Source organism: Pseudanabaena sp. Chao 1811 (genome assembly GCF_027942295.1).
Lineage (GTDB): Bacteria > Cyanobacteriota > Cyanobacteriia > Pseudanabaenales > Pseudanabaenaceae > Pseudanabaena.
Genome location: NZ_CP101416.1, coordinates 38222 through 56093 on the forward strand (window position 1 = coordinate 38222; position 17872 = coordinate 56093).

At 42.4% G+C, this 17872-nt stretch carries 12 protein-coding genes; 4 read left to right on the top strand and 8 right to left on the bottom strand.

From position 1 onward, the window contains the following. Positions 1-22 precede the first annotated feature (22 nt). The 5 genes from NMG48_RS00150 to NMG48_RS00170 all read right to left on the bottom strand — a co-directional run bounded on the left by NMG48_RS00150 (position 23) and on the right by NMG48_RS00170 (position 10737). Positions 23-1756: a DUF3352 domain-containing protein gene (locus NMG48_RS00150; RefSeq protein ID WP_271253468.1), complete on the bottom strand. Its 1734-nt coding sequence runs from the start codon at positions 1754-1756 to the stop codon at positions 23-25. Positions 1757-1997: 241 nt separating this feature from the next. Next, the gene (locus NMG48_RS00155) at positions 1998-6488 is read right to left on the bottom strand and encodes a PAS domain-containing protein (RefSeq protein ID WP_271253469.1); all 4491 of its coding nucleotides are present in this window, start codon (positions 6486-6488) and stop codon (positions 1998-2000) included. 58 nt (positions 6489-6546) lie between these two features. Beyond that, positions 6547-7575, bottom strand: a complete 1029-nt coding sequence (locus NMG48_RS00160) for an ABC transporter permease (protein WP_271253470.1) — start codon at positions 7573-7575, stop codon at positions 6547-6549. Between the two features lie 151 nt (positions 7576-7726). Next, on the bottom strand, positions 7727-8821 hold the full coding sequence (locus NMG48_RS00165; protein WP_271253471.1) for an ATP-dependent 6-phosphofructokinase: 1095 nt from the start codon (positions 8819-8821) through the stop codon (positions 7727-7729). 422 nt (positions 8822-9243) lie between these two features. After that, positions 9244-10737 (bottom strand): AAA family ATPase, encoded by a 1494-nt coding sequence (locus NMG48_RS00170; protein ID WP_271253472.1) that lies wholly within the window; start codon positions 10735-10737, stop codon positions 9244-9246. Positions 10738-10806: 69 nt separating this feature from the next. Here NMG48_RS00170 and NMG48_RS00175 point away from each other — a divergent pair, with 69 nt between their 5' ends. The 3 genes from NMG48_RS00175 to speA all read left to right on the top strand — a co-directional run bounded on the left by NMG48_RS00175 (position 10807) and on the right by speA (position 13842). Further along, on the top strand, positions 10807-10944 hold the full coding sequence (locus tag NMG48_RS00175) for a hypothetical protein (RefSeq protein ID WP_271253473.1): 138 nt from the start codon (positions 10807-10809) through the stop codon (positions 10942-10944). A gap of 139 nt (positions 10945-11083) precedes the next feature. Further along, positions 11084-11518: a hypothetical protein gene (locus NMG48_RS00180; protein WP_271253474.1), complete on the top strand. Its 435-nt coding sequence runs from the start codon at positions 11084-11086 to the stop codon at positions 11516-11518. A gap of 398 nt (positions 11519-11916) precedes the next feature. Beyond that, entirely contained in the window at positions 11917-13842 is a 1926-nt protein-coding gene (speA, locus tag NMG48_RS00185) for a biosynthetic arginine decarboxylase (RefSeq protein WP_271253475.1), read from the top strand. 187 nt (positions 13843-14029) lie between these two features. Here speA and NMG48_RS00190 read toward each other — a convergent pair whose 3' ends face one another. Both NMG48_RS00190 and NMG48_RS00195 read right to left on the bottom strand, forming a co-directional pair. Next, entirely contained in the window at positions 14030-14407 is a 378-nt protein-coding gene (locus NMG48_RS00190) for a resolvase (RefSeq protein WP_271253476.1), read from the bottom strand. A 185-nt stretch (positions 14408-14592) separates the two neighbouring features. Then, positions 14593-14955 carry an Hpt domain-containing protein gene (locus tag NMG48_RS00195; RefSeq protein ID WP_271253477.1) on the bottom strand — a complete coding sequence of 121 codons (363 nt, stop codon included), beginning with the start codon at positions 14953-14955 and terminating at the stop codon, positions 14593-14595. A gap of 285 nt (positions 14956-15240) precedes the next feature. Between NMG48_RS00195 and NMG48_RS00200 the strand changes: the two genes are divergently transcribed. Beyond that, the gene (locus NMG48_RS00200; protein ID WP_126386162.1) at positions 15241-16422 is read left to right on the top strand and encodes a TRC40/GET3/ArsA family transport-energizing ATPase; all 1182 of its coding nucleotides are present in this window, start codon (positions 15241-15243) and stop codon (positions 16420-16422) included. Positions 16423-16585: 163 nt separating this feature from the next. Here NMG48_RS00200 and NMG48_RS00205 read toward each other — a convergent pair whose 3' ends face one another. Continuing rightward, entirely contained in the window at positions 16586-17800 is a 1215-nt protein-coding gene (locus NMG48_RS00205; protein WP_271253478.1) for a hypothetical protein, read from the bottom strand. Positions 17801-17872 lie beyond the last annotated feature (72 nt).

Here is a 17872-nt window from a genome sequence, read left to right on the forward strand (position 1 = left end):
TGTACCCACAGTACTTCGGAAATTACTTGAGAACAATAAAAAATTCACCATTTTCTATATTGCTCTGGTTACCAGTACTAGCAAAGCCAAATATATTCAGATGATTGAAGATCGAGACAAGCGGAGAATTACTGATCTTTTGAAAGATTTCGCTAGTCTGAAAGTCAGAGAAATTTGCCTCTGCACCATTTAACCAAGTTAAATCAAAGTTCCGATCAAGATAACCATAGGTTTGCTGATCGCTTGGTAGTTTGGCGGTGATGGTTTTAAAACTCTTGGATGCGGCGATCGCTTGATTATTTTTCAATGTTAGGGCAGATTCTAAAACCGTCAGCGAATTAGATAGGTAAATATAATTGGGGGTTTGGGCATGGGCGGCAACAACTTGCCCTGATACACCCAAATTGGTGCTAGCTGCCGAGTTATTGATATTGGCACTCAGGTTTGTCCAGACTGTCACAGGCTGTGCTTTAAGGGAGATTTCACCAACAGTGAGCTTATTTCTAGCAATGTCATCTAGAGTCGCGATCGCTGTAGCTGAAGTTTTAGGATCATTGATCTTGCTTACGAGTAACCAATCTGGCTGCCTATCGGAAATTGGACTCTTTGAATTTGGTAATAGAGCGATCGCAAAATCATCCTGCGCCCATGCCCAAGCATTATGCTCGAAGGGAATTGGGGCGATCGCTTTTGCCAGCAACTTTTGCCATTCAGTTGGCAGGGTAGCTTTTAAAGATTGCAAAGTTTCACCGAAATTATTACCAATAATTACTGAACTTCCTGAAGGAATCGCAGTAGCAATATTGAGATTAGATTTGGAATTAGATTTAGAACGAGCTGTTTGAGTGGATAGAGAACTACCTGACTGTGCCGCAGTTTCTAGGGCTTGGGACTGCTTTTCGACATTTGCTGTTTCTGAATTTACTGTTTCTGAAGTCACAAGCGTTTTTGCTCTAATTCCTAACTTGTCAAAACTGAGGCTCAATAACAAACTTGCCTTGGGCAAATCTTCTCCTAGTTCTGCAAGATTCGCATAGGCAATACCCACTTTACCTACATTAATTTTGGCAAGGCGATCGCGATAATTGTCTACGCTGGCGAGCGCTAAACTAGGCGATTTTAAGGTATCGATCGCTTGGTGTAAAACCCGCACATCATTGGCAAACAGCACAAATTTGTCCAAAGTCGTCCCCGCGATCGCAGGCTTATCTTCGCTAAAACTAGTATTCAAGATCGATACACCTTGATATTGCTCAAAGCCAAGATCGGAGCCATTCACCGCCAGTTTCTGCCAAAAAGCATCAATTGTCACCTTCGCCAAATCCACATCTTTAGCAACCAAGGCAAGCAAATAGCCTGTCTGCAAGCCATTAACAGGCTGATCGTCTAAATCTACATCGGTAACAGCTAAGGTGATTTCTTGAGCGAGCCAAGGCTGAATATCGCGTTCGTAGTCTAATAACCAGTTTTGTCGTAATTGCTGTTTGAGGTTTGCCAGTTCATGGCGCACATCGCCGCGATCGCTTGGTTGCGCTGCCAACTGCGCGAATAATCCTAATTTCTCAGGATCGACCAAAAACGATAGGAATAAAGGCGATCGCTTTGGCAATAGTTGCACCGCTTGAGGCTGAGTTTTTACCCCTGCCAACAGATCCCTTGGATTTGCCGCAAACACCTTAGCGATCGTACTTAGGCTCAGCACCAGTAGTAAAACACCCAGCACCGCAATTCCAACAAAAACAGGTTTGATTTTCATAAAATCTTTAAGTTCACTATTCTGCCAGTCTGTATTTTGCCAGTCTGTTTAGACATCGGATCTAAATTTATAATCAACGGGTCTACTAATTTATCTTTTTTAGTAAAACTTCGCGATTTATAGCGCTTTGCGCCGAAACCCAAACCAAGGAAAATTTTAAAAGTGTTGCTTTGCAACACTTTTAAAATTTTCCTTGTAGCAGTGATATGTCCGTTATAATGACTGGTGTTACGGGGACACCTCAGCATTGATTAAAACTCACGATGCGAATGATTTCTTGCAAGTTAATCGGTTTACTGATGTAATCATCCATTCCCGCCTCTAGACAAGCTTGGCGGTCTTCGGGCATAGCATTCGCAGTCATTGCCACAATTTTTACTGGATTTACAGTGCGTTCAGCATTGTCATGATTGCTTAAGTATGCGCGAATTAACCTAGTTGCCATTAATCCATCCATTTCAGGCATCTGCACATCCATGATGATTAAATCATAGGGCTGTTTTTTGATTGCCTCTACAGCTTCCAATCCATTATTAGCAATATGAACCTGATAGCCAAGTTTTTTAAGTAATGAACTAGTCACCATCTGATTAACTAGATTATCTTCAGCCAGCAAAATGCGTAAAGGAAATTTTTGAGAGATGGTGTTATCGATTAGGGTCTTACTAATTTTTCTAATCAAAGTTTCCTGAGTTTGACTAAAATCTGAGTTTGTCAAAACTTCGAGCGTGAAATGGAAAGTTGAGCCTTGAGTTATGAGTTCTGACTGCCAATCATAGGGAGGATTACCACCAATATGCTGTAAACTCTCAACCCAAATTGTGCCACCCATCAACTCGACAAGGCGTTTACTAATGGCTAAGCCCAGACCAGTACCACCATACTGACGACTAATGGAAGCATCTACTTGGGTAAATGGCTGAAATAGCTGGTCAATTCGCTCACTTTTAATGCCAATACCTGTATCGGCGATCGCAAATTTGAGTTCAAATTTATTGGCTTCTGCAAATCGTCCATTTACGGAAATGACCACCTGACCTTGGAGCGTAAATTTAATCGCATTTCCCACCAGATTTAAGAGGATTTGACGCAGACGATCGCGATCGCCTATGACAGTGGTGGGAACATCAGGAGCAATGATGTATTTGAGATCAATTTGCTTGGCGATCGCTTGATTACGGAAGATATCACAAACTAATTTGACCAAATCTTGTAGCACAAAGTCCCTTGATTCAATGGTGAGCATTCCTGATTCGATTTTCGAGAAGTCGAGAATATCATTGATTACTGCCAAAAGCGCTTCACCACTATCAGCAATAGTTTTTACAAAATCCTGTTGTTCTTCCGTCAGTTCGGTAGTTTCTAGCAGTTGTGTCATCCCAATCACCCCATTCATTGGGGTACGGATTTCATGACTCATATTCGCTAAAAATGCACTTTTAGCTCTCGTAGCTTCTTCTGCGGCTGCCTTGGATGAAGCCAAGGCAAATTCTGCTTGCTTGCGAATACTAATATCCGCTATGCGTGCCAGACTAAAACATCTTTCACCAAAAGTAATTCTCTTAAGCAAAAGATCTCCCCAGAAGTAATTTCCTTTGAAAGTGACATATTCTACTTCTAAATTACAGAAGCCTTTTTTATCCATTTCTTGATTAATCCAAGCAAGTTCCTGAGCAGTCAAATCATTTTTGTGCAGAATACGACCCACAATGTTAAGTAATTGATTTTTACTATCGGCTTCAAATAGCTTGATAGCCTGCTGATTGCAGTCAAATATGAGTGAAGTCTCACTATCTACCAAGAACAGAGCATCAGTGGATTCATTAAAAAGTAGTTCTCGTAAATCGAGGCTGTAGTTTAGCTCCTGTTCTAAACGCTTACGATCGCTCACATCTGAAGTTAGCATCGTAACAACATAGACATCTAGGGATGGATCCCAGCGAGAATGGTTTGTTTGCGAAATCCAACGGAGAGATCCGTCTTTATGTCGAAATCTATAGATATAACTTCCACCCAGCTCATTAAAAATATCTGCGTAAATTTTATCTCCAAGAATTTGCCAATCTTCAGGATAAATTGAACTGACCCAAAGGGCTTGATCATCAATTAATTCCTGAGGACTATAACCAGAGATTGCTTCACAGGCTCTAGAAACATACTTGATATTCCATGTGCCATCTCTGTTAATTTCTACCCTTGTAATTACTGCCGTGGCACTATTTAAAATATCGCTCAGATTTGTTTCGGAATCTTTTAAGGCAATTTCTAATGCTTTGCGATCGCTAATATCAAGCATCACGCCAATCATTTTCTCTGCTTGACCATCTTGATTATAAATACCCTGTCCCTTAGTGAGCACCCATCGCAAAGTGCCGTCAGGATATAAAATCCGATATTCAACATCTAGTAAGGAATGCGTCTCTAAAGCATGATTGAATGCTGCTTCAACCCATTCAAGATCTTCGGGATGAACGCGATCGCGCCATGTTTGGTAATTGCTAGATAGTTCATAGGGAACCAGTCCCATCAACCGATAGTGAGTACCACTCCAAATCGCTTCACCTGTAGCAACATCAAATTCCCAACTTCCTGTATTAGTCAAACTAAGGGCTAGCTGTCTACGGTCTTCACTTTCCTGCAATGCTATTTCTGCTTGCTTGCGATCGGTAATATTACGAGCAACCCATAATACTGATTCGAGATCTAGCGGTGACACGATGGTTGAGAACCATTGTTCTTTACCCATAATTTCCAAACTATATTCTAGTTCGACACTTTTTTGGGTCGTGAGAACTTTTTGAATGGCTCCTAAAAACAGATCAACAGCTTGGTGTGGTAAGTGTTGGTGGATAGTTTGATTTAATTTAACGCTACCATTGCTTTCAATATTGGCTTGAGTCGGTGCAACCTTAAGATATCTACCCTCAGCATTTAGCACAAAGATATAATCCTTCATGCTAGAGAAGAGATTGAGTAGTTGAGTTTCGTTTTCCTTTAGAGCAATCTCGGCTTGCTTGCGATCACTAATATCGGTAATCGTGCCAACTAATTTGATTACCTGCCCCTGTTCGTTATAGACCGCCTCGCCTCGGCTGATGATATGACAAATCGAGCCATCAGGTCGAATAATGCCATGTTCGACCATATAGGGTGTACCATTTGCGATCGCCTCTTCTACCGATGCACGTAGTTTGGGCTGATCCTCAAGAGGCAGTATATCGAAAAAGTTGTCATAGCTTGGTAAGGGTACATGAGGATCAAATCCGAGAATGAGAAATTGCTGCTCTGACCAAGTACTAACACCTGTTGCTACATCAAACTCCCAACTACCGATCCTTGCAATGCGTTGAGCTTCCATTAGATCTGCGGTTTTCTGAGCAACCTGTTGTTCTAAATCACGTTCGTAATTTAAGCGCATTTGATCGGCATCATGGAGATCAATCATCATCTGATGTAGGGATTCTTTTAAAACCTGAACTTCTGTAATGCGCGTATCGGGGATAGTTTGCTCACGCCGATTCTCTGAGAAAGACTTGGTAGCTTGAGTAAGATGCGATAGCGATCGCCCAATACGGCGAGATGTCCAAATTCCGAGACAGATTGAAGTTAACAGCGCTAGTCCACATAACAAAAATGTATGCCGTAAGTTCGCCTGAATCTCTCCTATAAAATCGGACTCAGGAATTATCGTGACCACTTGCCAATCCAAACCATATTTGTCTTGATAGGGAGTGATTTGCACAAATTTCCTCTGGCCAGCAACCATTACATCTAGTTGTTGTGGCTCCCTCAGATTCTCAAAATTGCCAAATTGCTGAATTAATTGTTGAGAAACTTGTCTTATAATCTCATTTTGGCTGTCTGTAGCATATAGGCGAGAAAACTTTCCTTCTATCCTTTTCAGTCCTGCTGATTCCGCAGCCACAGATGTCGCGACCATCTCCCCCGACTTCTCAATCACAAATATCTGTCCAGTAGGCGTAAATTTTAACTGTGTGAGCAACAAACTAATATCCGAGAGGAAATAATTTGCTGTAAACAAAGCAGAAAATTTTTCATTCACATCATATATAGGAGCGATCGCTACTGTTTGCAACATGGGAAGAATTCTGCCTAAAGATATTGATGTCCATGCTTGTTTTCCCAGATTTTTCGCTTGTCTATACCAATCAATTGTGCGGAAGTCGTCATTTATTTGCAGAAATAGTTGATTCGGGTTGCCTTGATCATCAACCCTATAGTATCGACGCTGATTAGGAATGATTTCTTGAAAGAAAATGGAGCCAATGGGAATACTTTTACCTGTCGCTTTTTCCGCGAACTGTTGCATTTCCTTTGAGTTAACTCTCAAGTATCCAATTGAGTTGCCGTCATCACTCCAAAATCCATTGGCAGGAAGCGATGGATTTAACAGGAACTGTTGCCAAAGTTGTTGTCGTAATTGTTCTTTATCATCAAGATTGAGGGTTCCTTGCTGCACCGCCAAATGATTAGCTTCTACAATCTGTTGCGATCGCTGTAAGTAATTATTGAGTTGATCGCTAACCCTTCCTGAAGTTTGTCTCAGTAATTGACTGGCTAAATTTTCTACAGCTTGCTGTCCACTTTTATAGGACAAATAGCCTACTAATCCCACAATCCCAAAGGTTTGAACCACAAACGGCACTACCACCACCCATTGCAAAGAGATGTTAAAAAAAGGCGATCGCTTTGTTTGATGATGTTCCGTCATGAATTGACTATATCAAAAGTCGTAATGATGTGTTGCGCGTAGCGTGACACGTCATTACTTAATAACGAATCCTCGGATCAATCCAAGCATTTACAATATCTACGAGAATACTGGCGATCGTGACGATTATTGCGAAAAATACGACAATGCCTTGAACTACAGGATAGTCACGCCCAACGATCGCTTCAAATAAACGATTAGCTAACCCCGGCCAAGAAAATGTAACTTCAGTTAGCACTGCACCCCCAAGCATCGAAGCAAGGGTCAATCCAAGGATGGTAATTACAGGAATCATGGCATTTTTTAGCGCATGGTTAAACAAAATCGCACTTGGTTTAATCCCTCTTGCCTTAGCTGCTTCCACATAGTCAGACTGCAAGGTTTGACGCAAATTGACGCGCACAATTCGCTCAAAAATCCCACTAATGACAATCCCTAAACTGGTAGCTGGCAAGATCAGATATTGAATGCTTGTCCAAAAGTTTTTCCAATCAGATTTGAGCAAAGCATCAATTGTATATAGTCCAAACACCTTTACAGGCGGATCGATGCTAGCAGGAAATCTTGTGCCAATGGGCAACCATCCCAGTTGCACCGAGAACACTAATTGCAGGATCATCCCGACCCAAAAAAGTGGTAAGGAATAGGTAATAATGCCAAACAACCTACCACCCACATCCCATTTGGTATTTGGGCGCAGAGCCGCAATAATGCCTACGGTCAGCCCAACTACTAAAGCCACAATCAGGGCATAAATTGCCAATTCTGCGGTTGCGGGGAAAAAGTTTTTAATAATTTGCCAAACGGTTTGCTCACGGGTGCTGATCGATTTGCCAAGGTTGAAATGCAGCAAATCCTGCATATAGCCCCAATATTGTGAAAAGAGAGAACCTGTCAGTCCTACTTGCTCACGCAAGGCAACTTTGACCTCTTCAGGAGCACGGGGACCTAAAATTGCATCGATGGGATCACCAGGGGTTGCCCGCATTAACAGAAACACGACTGAGGCGATCGCCCATAGCATAATCGGTGCAAGCAGTAATCGCGCCGTAATGTAGTAGAACAGTGCTTTGAGGCGACTAGACATAGACAGGTTTACTAGGTTCTTACTGGACTAAACAAATTTCTTAACTATAGCGCTTTGCGCCATCTTCTAGAGATATTCATTTTGCCTAAGAGTTTTGCGGAACTAAATTTTTTGTGGCACGGCTTCGCCGTGCCACAAAAAATTTGATTCTTTAAAGAAGTTGTTCAATTTCACCCACATAAGTTCCCAAACCGACTGCTGTGCGAACCAATGTTCCATGTACATCAACGGCGCTATATTTGGCGATCGCATCGGCAATGGGGACATCGATCACTTCGCGGTTTACCCATGCCACCATGCGATCGTATTTCTTCTCCGCAATCAAGTCCACAGCCGCCACCCCAAAGGCTGCCCCCAGAATGCGATCGAGTGGTGATGGCGTACTTCCTCTCTGCACATGACCCAAAATCGTGACGCGGCTTTCTAAACCTGTGCGAGTACTGATCTGATCGCCTAAATATTGCCCAATGCCTCCATAGAGGGTTTGTCCAAGGCTATTAGTATATTTCACAGGTTCGCCCGTTGGCGTTTTCACAGCTTCGGCAACGATCATCGTACTGAACGGGAACCCTCGTAGAGCGCGATTCATTAAGCGATCACATACTTCATCCAAATCATAGGGAATCTCTGGAATCAATACCACATGAGCACCCCCTGCAATCCCTGCACTCACTGCAATATGTCCTGCATCACGACCCATCACTTCTAAGATCATCACGCGACTATGGCTGATGGCGGTATAAGTTAGGCGATCGAGCGCTTCTACAGCCACACTCACTGCCGTATTAAAGCCAATCGAATTCTCCGTTGCCCCCAAATCGTTATCAATGGTTTTCGGAACTGCGACCAAATTCATATTGCCCTGCTGCGCTAGCCGTCGCAAAATGGCTAAACTGCCATCGCCACCAATTCCAATTAGGGCATCTAGACCCAGTTTATGGTAGCCATCAATCACTTCCTCAGAGCGATCGACTAAAGTGCCATCAGGCATGGGATAGGAGAAGGGATTCCCTTTATTCACCGTTCCCAAAATCGTCCCGCCATAGCGCAAAATCCCTGATACCCGTTTCATATCCAGCAATTCTGCTTCCACTGGACGATTCATCAATCCTTGAGTTGCACCTTTAATTCCATAAATTTCTATATCATAGTCGCGAGCACGGCGCACAACAGCCCGAATGACAGCATTGAGTCCACCACAGTCTCCACCACTGGTCAAAATACCAACACGCTTAGGCTTTGTCATAAATCTTCAGATTCTCAATTTCCAAAATGACCTCTTTAGGACTTACGCATCAATCACCAAATGTAGGGACAATTCATGAATTGCGTAAGCCTATCTATTATCACGACTTATCGCAACAAGATATGGTTTGGATTTTTGAATATTTGTGAACTTCCCTTAGCATTGCCTAGATTTCCTAACATAACAATTCTTAACTACACAAACAAAGGCTTGGAGCAATGCTCCAAGCCTTTGTTTGTACGATTTTAAAATGAATAAGTAACTAGGTACAATTAAATATAAAACCCTAAAACCTGTAGCGCACGCGCAGCGTGCGCTACAGGTTTTGGTTCTGTTTTTTAATTAAAAATTGCTATAAATCATTCTCCATAAGAGTTTTGGATTGTCATTTTGCCTACGGCAAAATGACAATCGCTACATGGCTATCTAAATACATTTTGGCGTGAAGCTAATCTTGCCTTACCTGATGCTGCCCATTCTTGGAGAACTTGAATTTCCTGTTGAGCCGTTTGTGCTAATGGCACAATTTGACTAGCCGCTTCGAGGATGTCATCGGTGGTGAAGTCACGATTTTGGCTGAAGCCGATATGCATCGCTTCGATGATCCCCTGTTCGATTTCTGCACCTGAAAAATCGGGCGTTTCATAGGCGAGGCGATCGATGTCGTAGGCGCGAGTATTGTGGGGACGGTATTTGCCTAGATGCACAGCAAAAATCTGAGATCGCTCCTCTTGGTTAGGTAATCCCACGAAGAATACCTCATCGAATCGACCTTTACGCAAGAGTTCAGGGGGCAAGGCGCGAATATTATTCGCAGTCGCTACCACAAACACAGGTGAAGTCTTTTCCGCCATCCAAGTTAAGAAGGTTCCAAAAACACGATTGGTCGTTCCTGAATCGCCGCGACCTTCCACACCTGAGAATGCCTTGTCAATCTCATCAATCCACAATACGCAGGGAGAGAGAGCTTCCGCTAGCTGAATCATTTGCCTTGTGCGGGACTCACTCTCGCCAACTAATCCCGCAAATAGACGACCGACATCGAGACGTAATAGGGGCAAATGCCAATGATGAGAAATTGCCTTCGCAGTGAGGGATTTGCCAGTACCCTGAATTCCTGCTAGCAATAAGCCTCTGGGATGGGGCAAGCCATACTTACGAGCGCGATCGCTAAAGGCTCCACCTCGTCTTAATAACCATTCTTTGAGATTATCCAAACCACCGATATCACTTATTTCCGTAGTCGATGGATAGAACTCTAGAATTTGCGTTTGGCGAATACTTTGACGCTTTTCTTCGAGAATTAATTCGACATCTTCAGGACTGAGGCGACCATTTTCAGCGATCGCTTTGGCTAATACTCGTCTGATGCGCTCTAGAGATAAACCTTGGCTCGCACGGACTAAATCATCGATTGCCTGTTTATTTAATTGCAGATCATTGCCTGAGTTTGTCGAATTGGCGATTTGTTCAATTTCGATTTTCAGTTCGCTAGGATTGGGAAGTGGAAATTCAAGAATTGAGAAAAATTCACTGAGGCTATCGGGAATACTAATCTGTGAGGCAAGCACAATGATATTTTGCGCTTCGCTTTTGAGCTTACGGGCAAGATTTTTGAGCTTACGAGCGATCGCGACATCATCGAGAAAGCGATCGAAATCTCGCAACACAAACACTGCACCTTTAGGAATTTTATCCACAAATTCTAAAGCTTGAAGGGGATTGCGTTTACCAGCACCCGCATCGGTGGGATTGGACTGATAGCCATCGACAAAATCCCAAATAAACGCGCTACGACCGAGGGATTTTGCCACATTGGTAATCACGGCTTCGACCCGTTCCTCTTCGGCTGAAGGTATATAAATCAAGGGATAACGGGCGCGGAGGGTCAGATTTAAGTCAGCTTCAAAATTCATTGATCAGTAAGCCATGAGTAAAACGCTAGAATATCTACAGCCTATAATCTACAGCAAACTATAGCAATAGTGGCAACAGCAATAGTCTATTTTCGCGATCGCACCTTAGCCATATTTGAAGATAAAAGAGCAGTTTTACCTGTCCCAGATTTTGCAAAAGGATTACAGCTTACAGTTGGTCAATTGTTCAGTTGGTTAGAAGTGTAACTATGGAATATACCCGTAATTGCAGAAGAGTTATTAGAGTTACTATTGGGTTCGCCAAAATTGTGATTGTAATTAATTACAGCGCTTTGCGCTATAAACTAAAGTTGTTTGATACAGTCTTTAACTAGCAATTGTGAAAATGAATAAGCCTATCTTTCGAGGTTTATGGTTCTTTGTCGTTTTCTGGGGAGTTGGAGTTATCGTCTTAGGAATGTCAGGTTTTCAACTTGACTCATATAAGCTGGGAGTTCTTAAAGTTCCACTTCCTCATGATTACCCGTTACAAGATATCCTCACCATGATAGGTGTCATGTCAATCGAGGTCTTACTATTCTATGTTGTAATCCGACCAACAACCTACAGACGTTCTTGGGGAAGGGCTTTAATCGCACTTATTACAGCTATCTTTATGGTTCTCTTATTTGGTATGGTTTTGATGCATTCACCACCATATATGGGATGGCATTGGCTCTGGCTTGTAAGTGTCACATTCGCTCTATTTATTCTTTTTGTTGTCTCCACGATTCAGACGCTTCAACTAATTTTGTCTAGAAAATCTGATATAGAAGACTAACGTGATATTTCATTGAGCGTAAAGCGTTGTAAGTAGCTCAGCATAGTTATAAATAAAATCCAATTGCTGTGCCACCTACTACGCTGGCGGTACAGCAATCTGGATTTTAAGTTTACTTATGCTTAATACCAATTCACGAAAGTGTGACAACACTTTTGTGAATTAAAAACCAAACTCAGTAAGGGGTTGCAAAACTCAAAATGGCGTAGCCATTTTGAGTTTTGGTATTAATAGAGATCGCTACAAATTATGAATTGTTCAAAAATATCTAGACTATTTTCTGGCTTAGCCACTAGATTTATTTGAAAGTGCTAAAGTTGATACGGTCAGCGTAAAGCACTAACCATTTTCCACTATGTAGATCAAGGTTTGTAGGGTTTATCAAAGGTTTATTAACAATGTTGCAAGAGATTCAGTTACCTGTCGTTGCCGATGCGAAAAAGTGGACTATTCAAGATAGTGAGACCCTTTATCGCATCAATGGCTGGGGTGAACCTTATTTTAGTATTAACGAGGCTGGTCACGTAACTGTCTCTCCCAAAGGCGATCGCGGTGGCTGTATTGACCTGTTTGAACTGGTGAATGATCTCAAGCAGAGGGGATTGCGATCGCCGATTCTAGTCAGATTTTCAGATATTCTCGCCGATCGCATTGAGCGCTTAAACTCCACCTTTGCTAAGGCGATCGCCCGTTATAACTACAATGGCGTTTATCGTGGTGTTTTTCCTGTCAAAGTCAATCAGCAACGACAACTGGTAGAAGAAATTGCTAAATATGGGAAACCCTTCCAATTTGGTTTGGAAGCAGGTTCTAAACCCGAATTACTGATTGCCCTTGCCACCCTCCGCACCCCCGGTTCACTGCTGATTTGTAATGGTTACAAGGATGCAGAATATATTGAGACGGCTCTATTAGCGCGAAAACTGGGACAAAATACGATCATTGTGATCGAGCAGCTAGAAGAAGTAGAGATGATCATCCGTGCTGCTACGAAATTAGGCATTGCGCCTGTGGTCGGTGTCCGTGCCAAACTCAGCACCAAAGGGCTAGGACATTGGGAAGACTCAACAGGCGATCGCGCTAAGTTTGGTTTGCGGATGTGGGAAATCCTCGAAACCGTCGAACAGTTGGAAGCCGCAAATATGCTAGATTCCCTCAAATTACTGCACTTCCACATTGGTTCGCAAATCAGTAATATCAGCGCGATTAAAGACGCATTGCGGGAAGCAGGACAAATCTATGTGCAACTGACGACCCTAGGCGCACCGATGGGACATCTCGATGTCGGTGGTGGTTTGGGCGTAGATTACGACGGTTCTAAAACCAATTTCTACGCTTCCAAAAACTACAGTATGCAGAACTATGCTTACGATATTGTTGCAGCGATTAAAGATGCTTGTACCGAAAAGGGAATTCCTGTCCCCACCTTAACGAGCGAAAGCGGTCGGGCGATCGCTTCTCATCAATCGGTCTTAATCTTTGACGTAGTGGGCATTAGTGGCACACCCTCTCAAACGATTGAGCCATTAAAAGAAGATGAGCATCTCATTGTCCGCAATCTCTTTGAAGCTTTGGAAAATATCAATGAGAGCAACTATCAAGAGATTTATCACGATGCGGTGCAGTTCAATCAAGAAGCGATTAGCCTATTTGCTTTTGGCTATCTCAGCCTAAAACAAAGGGCAAGAGTTGAGCGACTTTTCTGGGAATGTTGCGATCGCATTCGGAAGGTGACGCGCAAATTAAACTATGTGCCTGACGATCTCGAAGACTTGGAACGCTCGATGGCACTGACTTACTATTGCAATTTTTCCGTTTTTCAGTCTGCTCCCGATAGTTGGGCGATCGACCAACTCTTCCCGATCATGCCCATCCATCGCCTCAATGAAGAACCTACCTGTCGCGGAACGATCGCCGATCTCACCTGTGACAGTGATGGCAAAATTGATCGCTTTATCGATCTGCGTGATGTAAAATCCGTTCTCGAATTGCATCCCTTTATCCCCGAAGAACCTTACTTCTTAGCCCTATTCCTTGGCGGAGCCTATCAAGAAATCCTTGGCGATTTACATAATCTCTTTGGTGATACCGATGCGGTGCATATTCACGCAACGCCTACAGGGTATAAGGTTGAGCATGTGATCAAGGGTGATTCCATGACCGAAGTTCTCGAATATGTGCAGTACAATCGTGATGCGATGCTAGAGAATATTCGCCAAGAAACGGAACGTGCTCTCCAAGAGAAGCAAATTACATTGAATGAAGCAAGGCTATTTTTACAAAAATATGAGCATTGCTTAAACGGATATACATATCTCAGTTAATCCATAAAAGAGAAGACGCACTTTGTGCGTCTTCTCTTTTATGACTGATGTTACGTAGAAGTCTATAAAGCCCTCACCCCTAGCCCCTCTCCCGCAGGAGAGGGGAACAAGAAAATAATATAGTTTTTTTGCTCCCCTTCTCCTGCGGGAGACGGGGTTGGGGGATGAGGGTTCCACGTAACCTTAGTTATGAATCGCGATGAGAACTCATCGCTTGATTGAGTGTTTTTAATTCTTGCAAAATTTCTCGCAGAAGCCGATTAGTCTCATTTTGAGTTGGCTCTTGTACCTGAATCGTTACCTGCTTCATTTTCAAGACATCTCTTGCAAATCTGGAAACTTCGGTAGGGTGAAATAACAAGGGTTCGCGATCACTTTGACGTAATTCTGGATTAAGCTTTTGAGGATCATAGGGTAGATTTAGCTCATTTTGGTTGGGGTCAGTATTCGCATAGCGATATACCGAAGCCCGCGATCGCCCCAATGCCCTTTGGATTGCTTCCACATCCATTAGTTCATAGGTACTATCAGATTTTAGATCAGATGCAGAAAATGGAAGACTCATAACTAAATATCTAGAGAAGAAAATCGCTATGTCTAGTATAGTCGCATTTAGAGTCTTATGGTCTCATAGTTGTTTTTAGAAAACCAAGCAGTAAGGATGGGCGGCGCAAAGCGCCGCCCATCCTTACCACAATAAATCCTTTCCTTTTTAGGACTACCCTAATTTCTACATTGCTGTTAAAACATTCAAGATGGGAGGTTGGCAGACTTTTCCGCAATAAAATCCTCAACTGCCTGCATCTTCACTAGCATATCCTCAAGGATATTTGGTGCTTTTGCTAGCTCTTGATCTAGATTCAAATCTTCGAGTTGTACCGCCAAATCACGCATTTGCAAAGCACCCACATTACTACTAGAACCCTTGACATGATGGGCTTCTTTCATGATTTGAGTATGATCGTTATTGGCGATCGCTTGACGAATTATTTCTATTCTTTGGAGAACATCTTCCACATAGACTTGCAAAACCTCAATCTCAAACTCTATATCTCCCTCTGATATTTGGTGAAGTTGATCTAAATTTATAGGAAGGTTTGATTTCTGATTCATACAGATTAACGCCTTACGGCACTTATACTAATCTAATGGTATAGCTTTTACACGTCGCTAAGCTAACATATATGTAGCCTAAAAAACCAGAAAATAGAGAATAGGCTTCATAAATCCTTAAGTTTTTCATACTGGCGATCGCGATATCGATGTTAGAATGGATAACAAATGTAAAGATTTGCTAAGCAACCCATTTATTCAAAATCAACTAGGATTAATCGCGCTTTGCGTTTTTGGTTCTAGGTTCTAAATAATTAAAATTAAACAAGACGAGTCATATCGACCATGCGTATCATTTTAATGACAGGAAAAGGCGGAGTTGGTAAAACTTCCGTAGCAGCAGCCACAGGTCTACGCTGTGCTGAATTAGGTTATAAAACATTAGTTTTGAGTACCGATCCTGCTCACTCCCTTGCTGATAGCTTTATGGTCGAGTTAGGTCATGATCCTAAAGAAGTCCGTCCAAATCTTTGGGGAGCGGAACTAGATGCTTTAAGGGAACTAGAAGGGAATTGGGGAGCAGTTAAGCGCTACATCAGCGAAGTTCTGCAAGCTAGGGGCTTAGAAGGAGTGCAAGCAGAAGAATTAGCAATTTTGCCTGGGATGGATGAAATTTTTGGATTAGTGCGCGTTAAACGTCACTATGATGAAAAGGAATTTGATGTATTAGTAATTGACTCTGCACCAACAGGAACTGCTCTAAGGTTACTTTCTCTGCCAGAAGTTGCAGGTTGGTACATGCGGAAGTTTTATAAACCATTGCAAGGAATGGCACAGGTTTTAAATCCTGTATTTGAGCCGATCTTTAAGCGGGTGACTGGCTTCTCTTTACCTAATAAAGAGGTAATGGATGCCCCCTACGAGTTTTACGAAGAGTTAGAATCTCTCGAAAAAATCCTCACAGACAACACAACTACCACCGTAAGATTGGTGACAAATCCTGAAAAGATGGTGATCAATGAGTCTTTGAGGGCACATTCCTATCTCAGTCTTTACAATGTTGCCACCGATATGGTAATCGCTAATCGGATTATCCCTGAAGAAGTGCAAGATCCATTCTTTAAGGCATGGAAAGATAATCAGAAGCAATATTGCGAACAGATTCATCGCGATTTTCATCCTCTCCCCATCAAGCAAATTCCTCTCTATGCAGAAGAGATGTGTGGGATTGCTGCCCTAGAACGCTTAAAAGAAACTCTATATGGCAACGAAGATCCTTCGCAGGTCTATTACAAAGAAAATACAATGCGAGTGGTAGAAGAGAACAAGCAATATCGTTTGGAATTGTATTTACCAGGTGTGCCGAAGGAAAAGATTGAGTTAACGAAGACTGGTGATGAGCTAAATATCCGTATTGGCAATCATCGCCGCAATTTAGTGTTACCTCAAGCTCTATCGGTTCTCCAAACTTCTGGTGCAAAAATGGAAGATGATTATCTCAAAATCCGCTTCTCAACACCTGCTTAATTCTATTTAAAAAATTGATTCCTTGAAATAAGTAATAATGCGTGGCAAAGCCACGCATTAAGTAGTCAAGCATAAGTAAACTTAAAACCCATATTTCTGTACTGCACGCGTAGCGTGCAGTACAGAAATATGGGTTTTGTTTATAGTTATGTCGAGCTACTTATTACTTATTTTTTGCCAATGTTTGCTCAATCATTTTAATTAGTTCAGCTTCTTCAGGCGTGACAATCCCATCTAGCATGGCAAATTTCTGACATTGAGCGCACAAAAATAACGCAAACTCTGGTTTGATATCGCTGAGCAAAGTTTCAAGGGGCATCGGCGCATCAATGTAACTAGCGATCGCATTGATCGACTCAGATTTGAGGTTAGCTGCTCTCAAGTCATTTAAAATCTCTTCCTTATTTTTATCTTGATTGCCAGCTAAGATTATATGCACAAGAATCTGATCAATGATTTCTTCCTGTGGAAGAGCACTTTTTAAAATCTCCTCACTATCTTTCTGAATTGCTTCTAATTTCTCCTCAAAATTGACAGGATTGAGTTTAGCTTCATAAAACGCGCAACTTGCCTGCCCCAAGGTATAAAGCATCACTGCATTAGAACTTACCGCAATCACTGAGCCAGCAATGGGAATATTCCTAAGCATTCCTAACCCTGCTTTGATTGCCATTTTGCCGCCAAAAGCTAATCCAAATACTGCGGCAACTTCACCTTTTCTGGTCGAATCCTGAAGATCCATTCCATAGGCACTGGCAATTTGATAGACCATTTCGGCTTGAAGTGTAGTTGTAGCAATGAGATCGCCCGCAAAAAATATAGCTGCTGCCCCAGGAACAATCGAGGTCGCAAATCCACTAGCACCTGCAAATACTGTCTTTTGTTTGATAATCCTTTGGGCTATTTGATTAGCTGAATCCTTGGGATACTTCTGTTGAAGTCGCTTAACCTCAGTTTCTGCCTTGCTAACATCAACTTGCTCTAGTATTTGCAACAACCAATCAGCCTTGAAGGTTTGAGCAACTTTTTTAATCAAAAAATTGTTTCCGATCGCGTCGATCGCCTGTCCCGTCGTACTAGTTGCTGTCGAGATGCCGCCAACTACCGCACCACCAAAGGTTTTAGACAATGCTCCAACCGCACCGCCAACTGCTCCTGCGGCATTCCCAATGGAATCTCCCGCTACAACCATAGAGCCACTAACCGCACTAGCTGCTCCACCGACTGCATTACCTACCGATCCTGCTACTCCAGAGACCGCTCCAAATACTTTTCCCCATCTCCCCTGCTTCTGATTGGCTATAGGTGTAGTCATTGCGGAATCTATGTTGGGAACTTCTTCTATAGATTCAGAGTTATCAATAGGCTCAGTTGTCATCTTGATTACCTTATTACAGTTTCTCTAGAATTTTTTTAGCTATTTATCCTAAATGATAACGCGATCGCCTAA

Coding starts and splice junctions, on each gene's coding strand:
- NMG48_RS00190 (WP_271253476.1), bottom strand. CDS start 14,407: ATGAGTCTTCCATTTTCTGCATCTGATCTAAAATCTGATAGTACCTAT.
- NMG48_RS00170 (WP_271253472.1), bottom strand. CDS start 10,737: ATGAATTTTGAAGCTGACTTAAATCTGACCCTCCGCGCCCGTTATCCC.
- NMG48_RS00165 (WP_271253471.1), bottom strand. CDS start 8,821: ATGACAAAGCCTAAGCGTGTTGGTATTTTGACCAGTGGTGGAGACTGT.
- NMG48_RS00180 (WP_271253474.1), top strand. CDS start 11,084: ATGAATAAGCCTATCTTTCGAGGTTTATGGTTCTTTGTCGTTTTCTGG.
- NMG48_RS00195 (WP_271253477.1), bottom strand. CDS start 14,955: ATGAATCAGAAATCAAACCTTCCTATAAATTTAGATCAACTTCACCAA.
- NMG48_RS00205 (WP_271253478.1), bottom strand. CDS start 17,800: ATGACAACTGAGCCTATTGATAACTCTGAATCTATAGAAGAAGTTCCC.
- speA (WP_271253475.1), top strand. CDS start 11,917: ATGTTGCAAGAGATTCAGTTACCTGTCGTTGCCGATGCGAAAAAGTGG.
- NMG48_RS00200 (WP_126386162.1), top strand. CDS start 15,241: ATGCGTATCATTTTAATGACAGGAAAAGGCGGAGTTGGTAAAACTTCC.
- NMG48_RS00150 (WP_271253468.1), bottom strand. CDS start 1,756: ATGAAAATCAAACCTGTTTTTGTTGGAATTGCGGTGCTGGGTGTTTTA.
- NMG48_RS00155 (WP_271253469.1), bottom strand. CDS start 6,488: ATGACGGAACATCATCAAACAAAGCGATCGCCTTTTTTTAACATCTCT.
- NMG48_RS00160 (WP_271253470.1), bottom strand. CDS start 7,575: ATGTCTAGTCGCCTCAAAGCACTGTTCTACTACATTACGGCGCGATTA.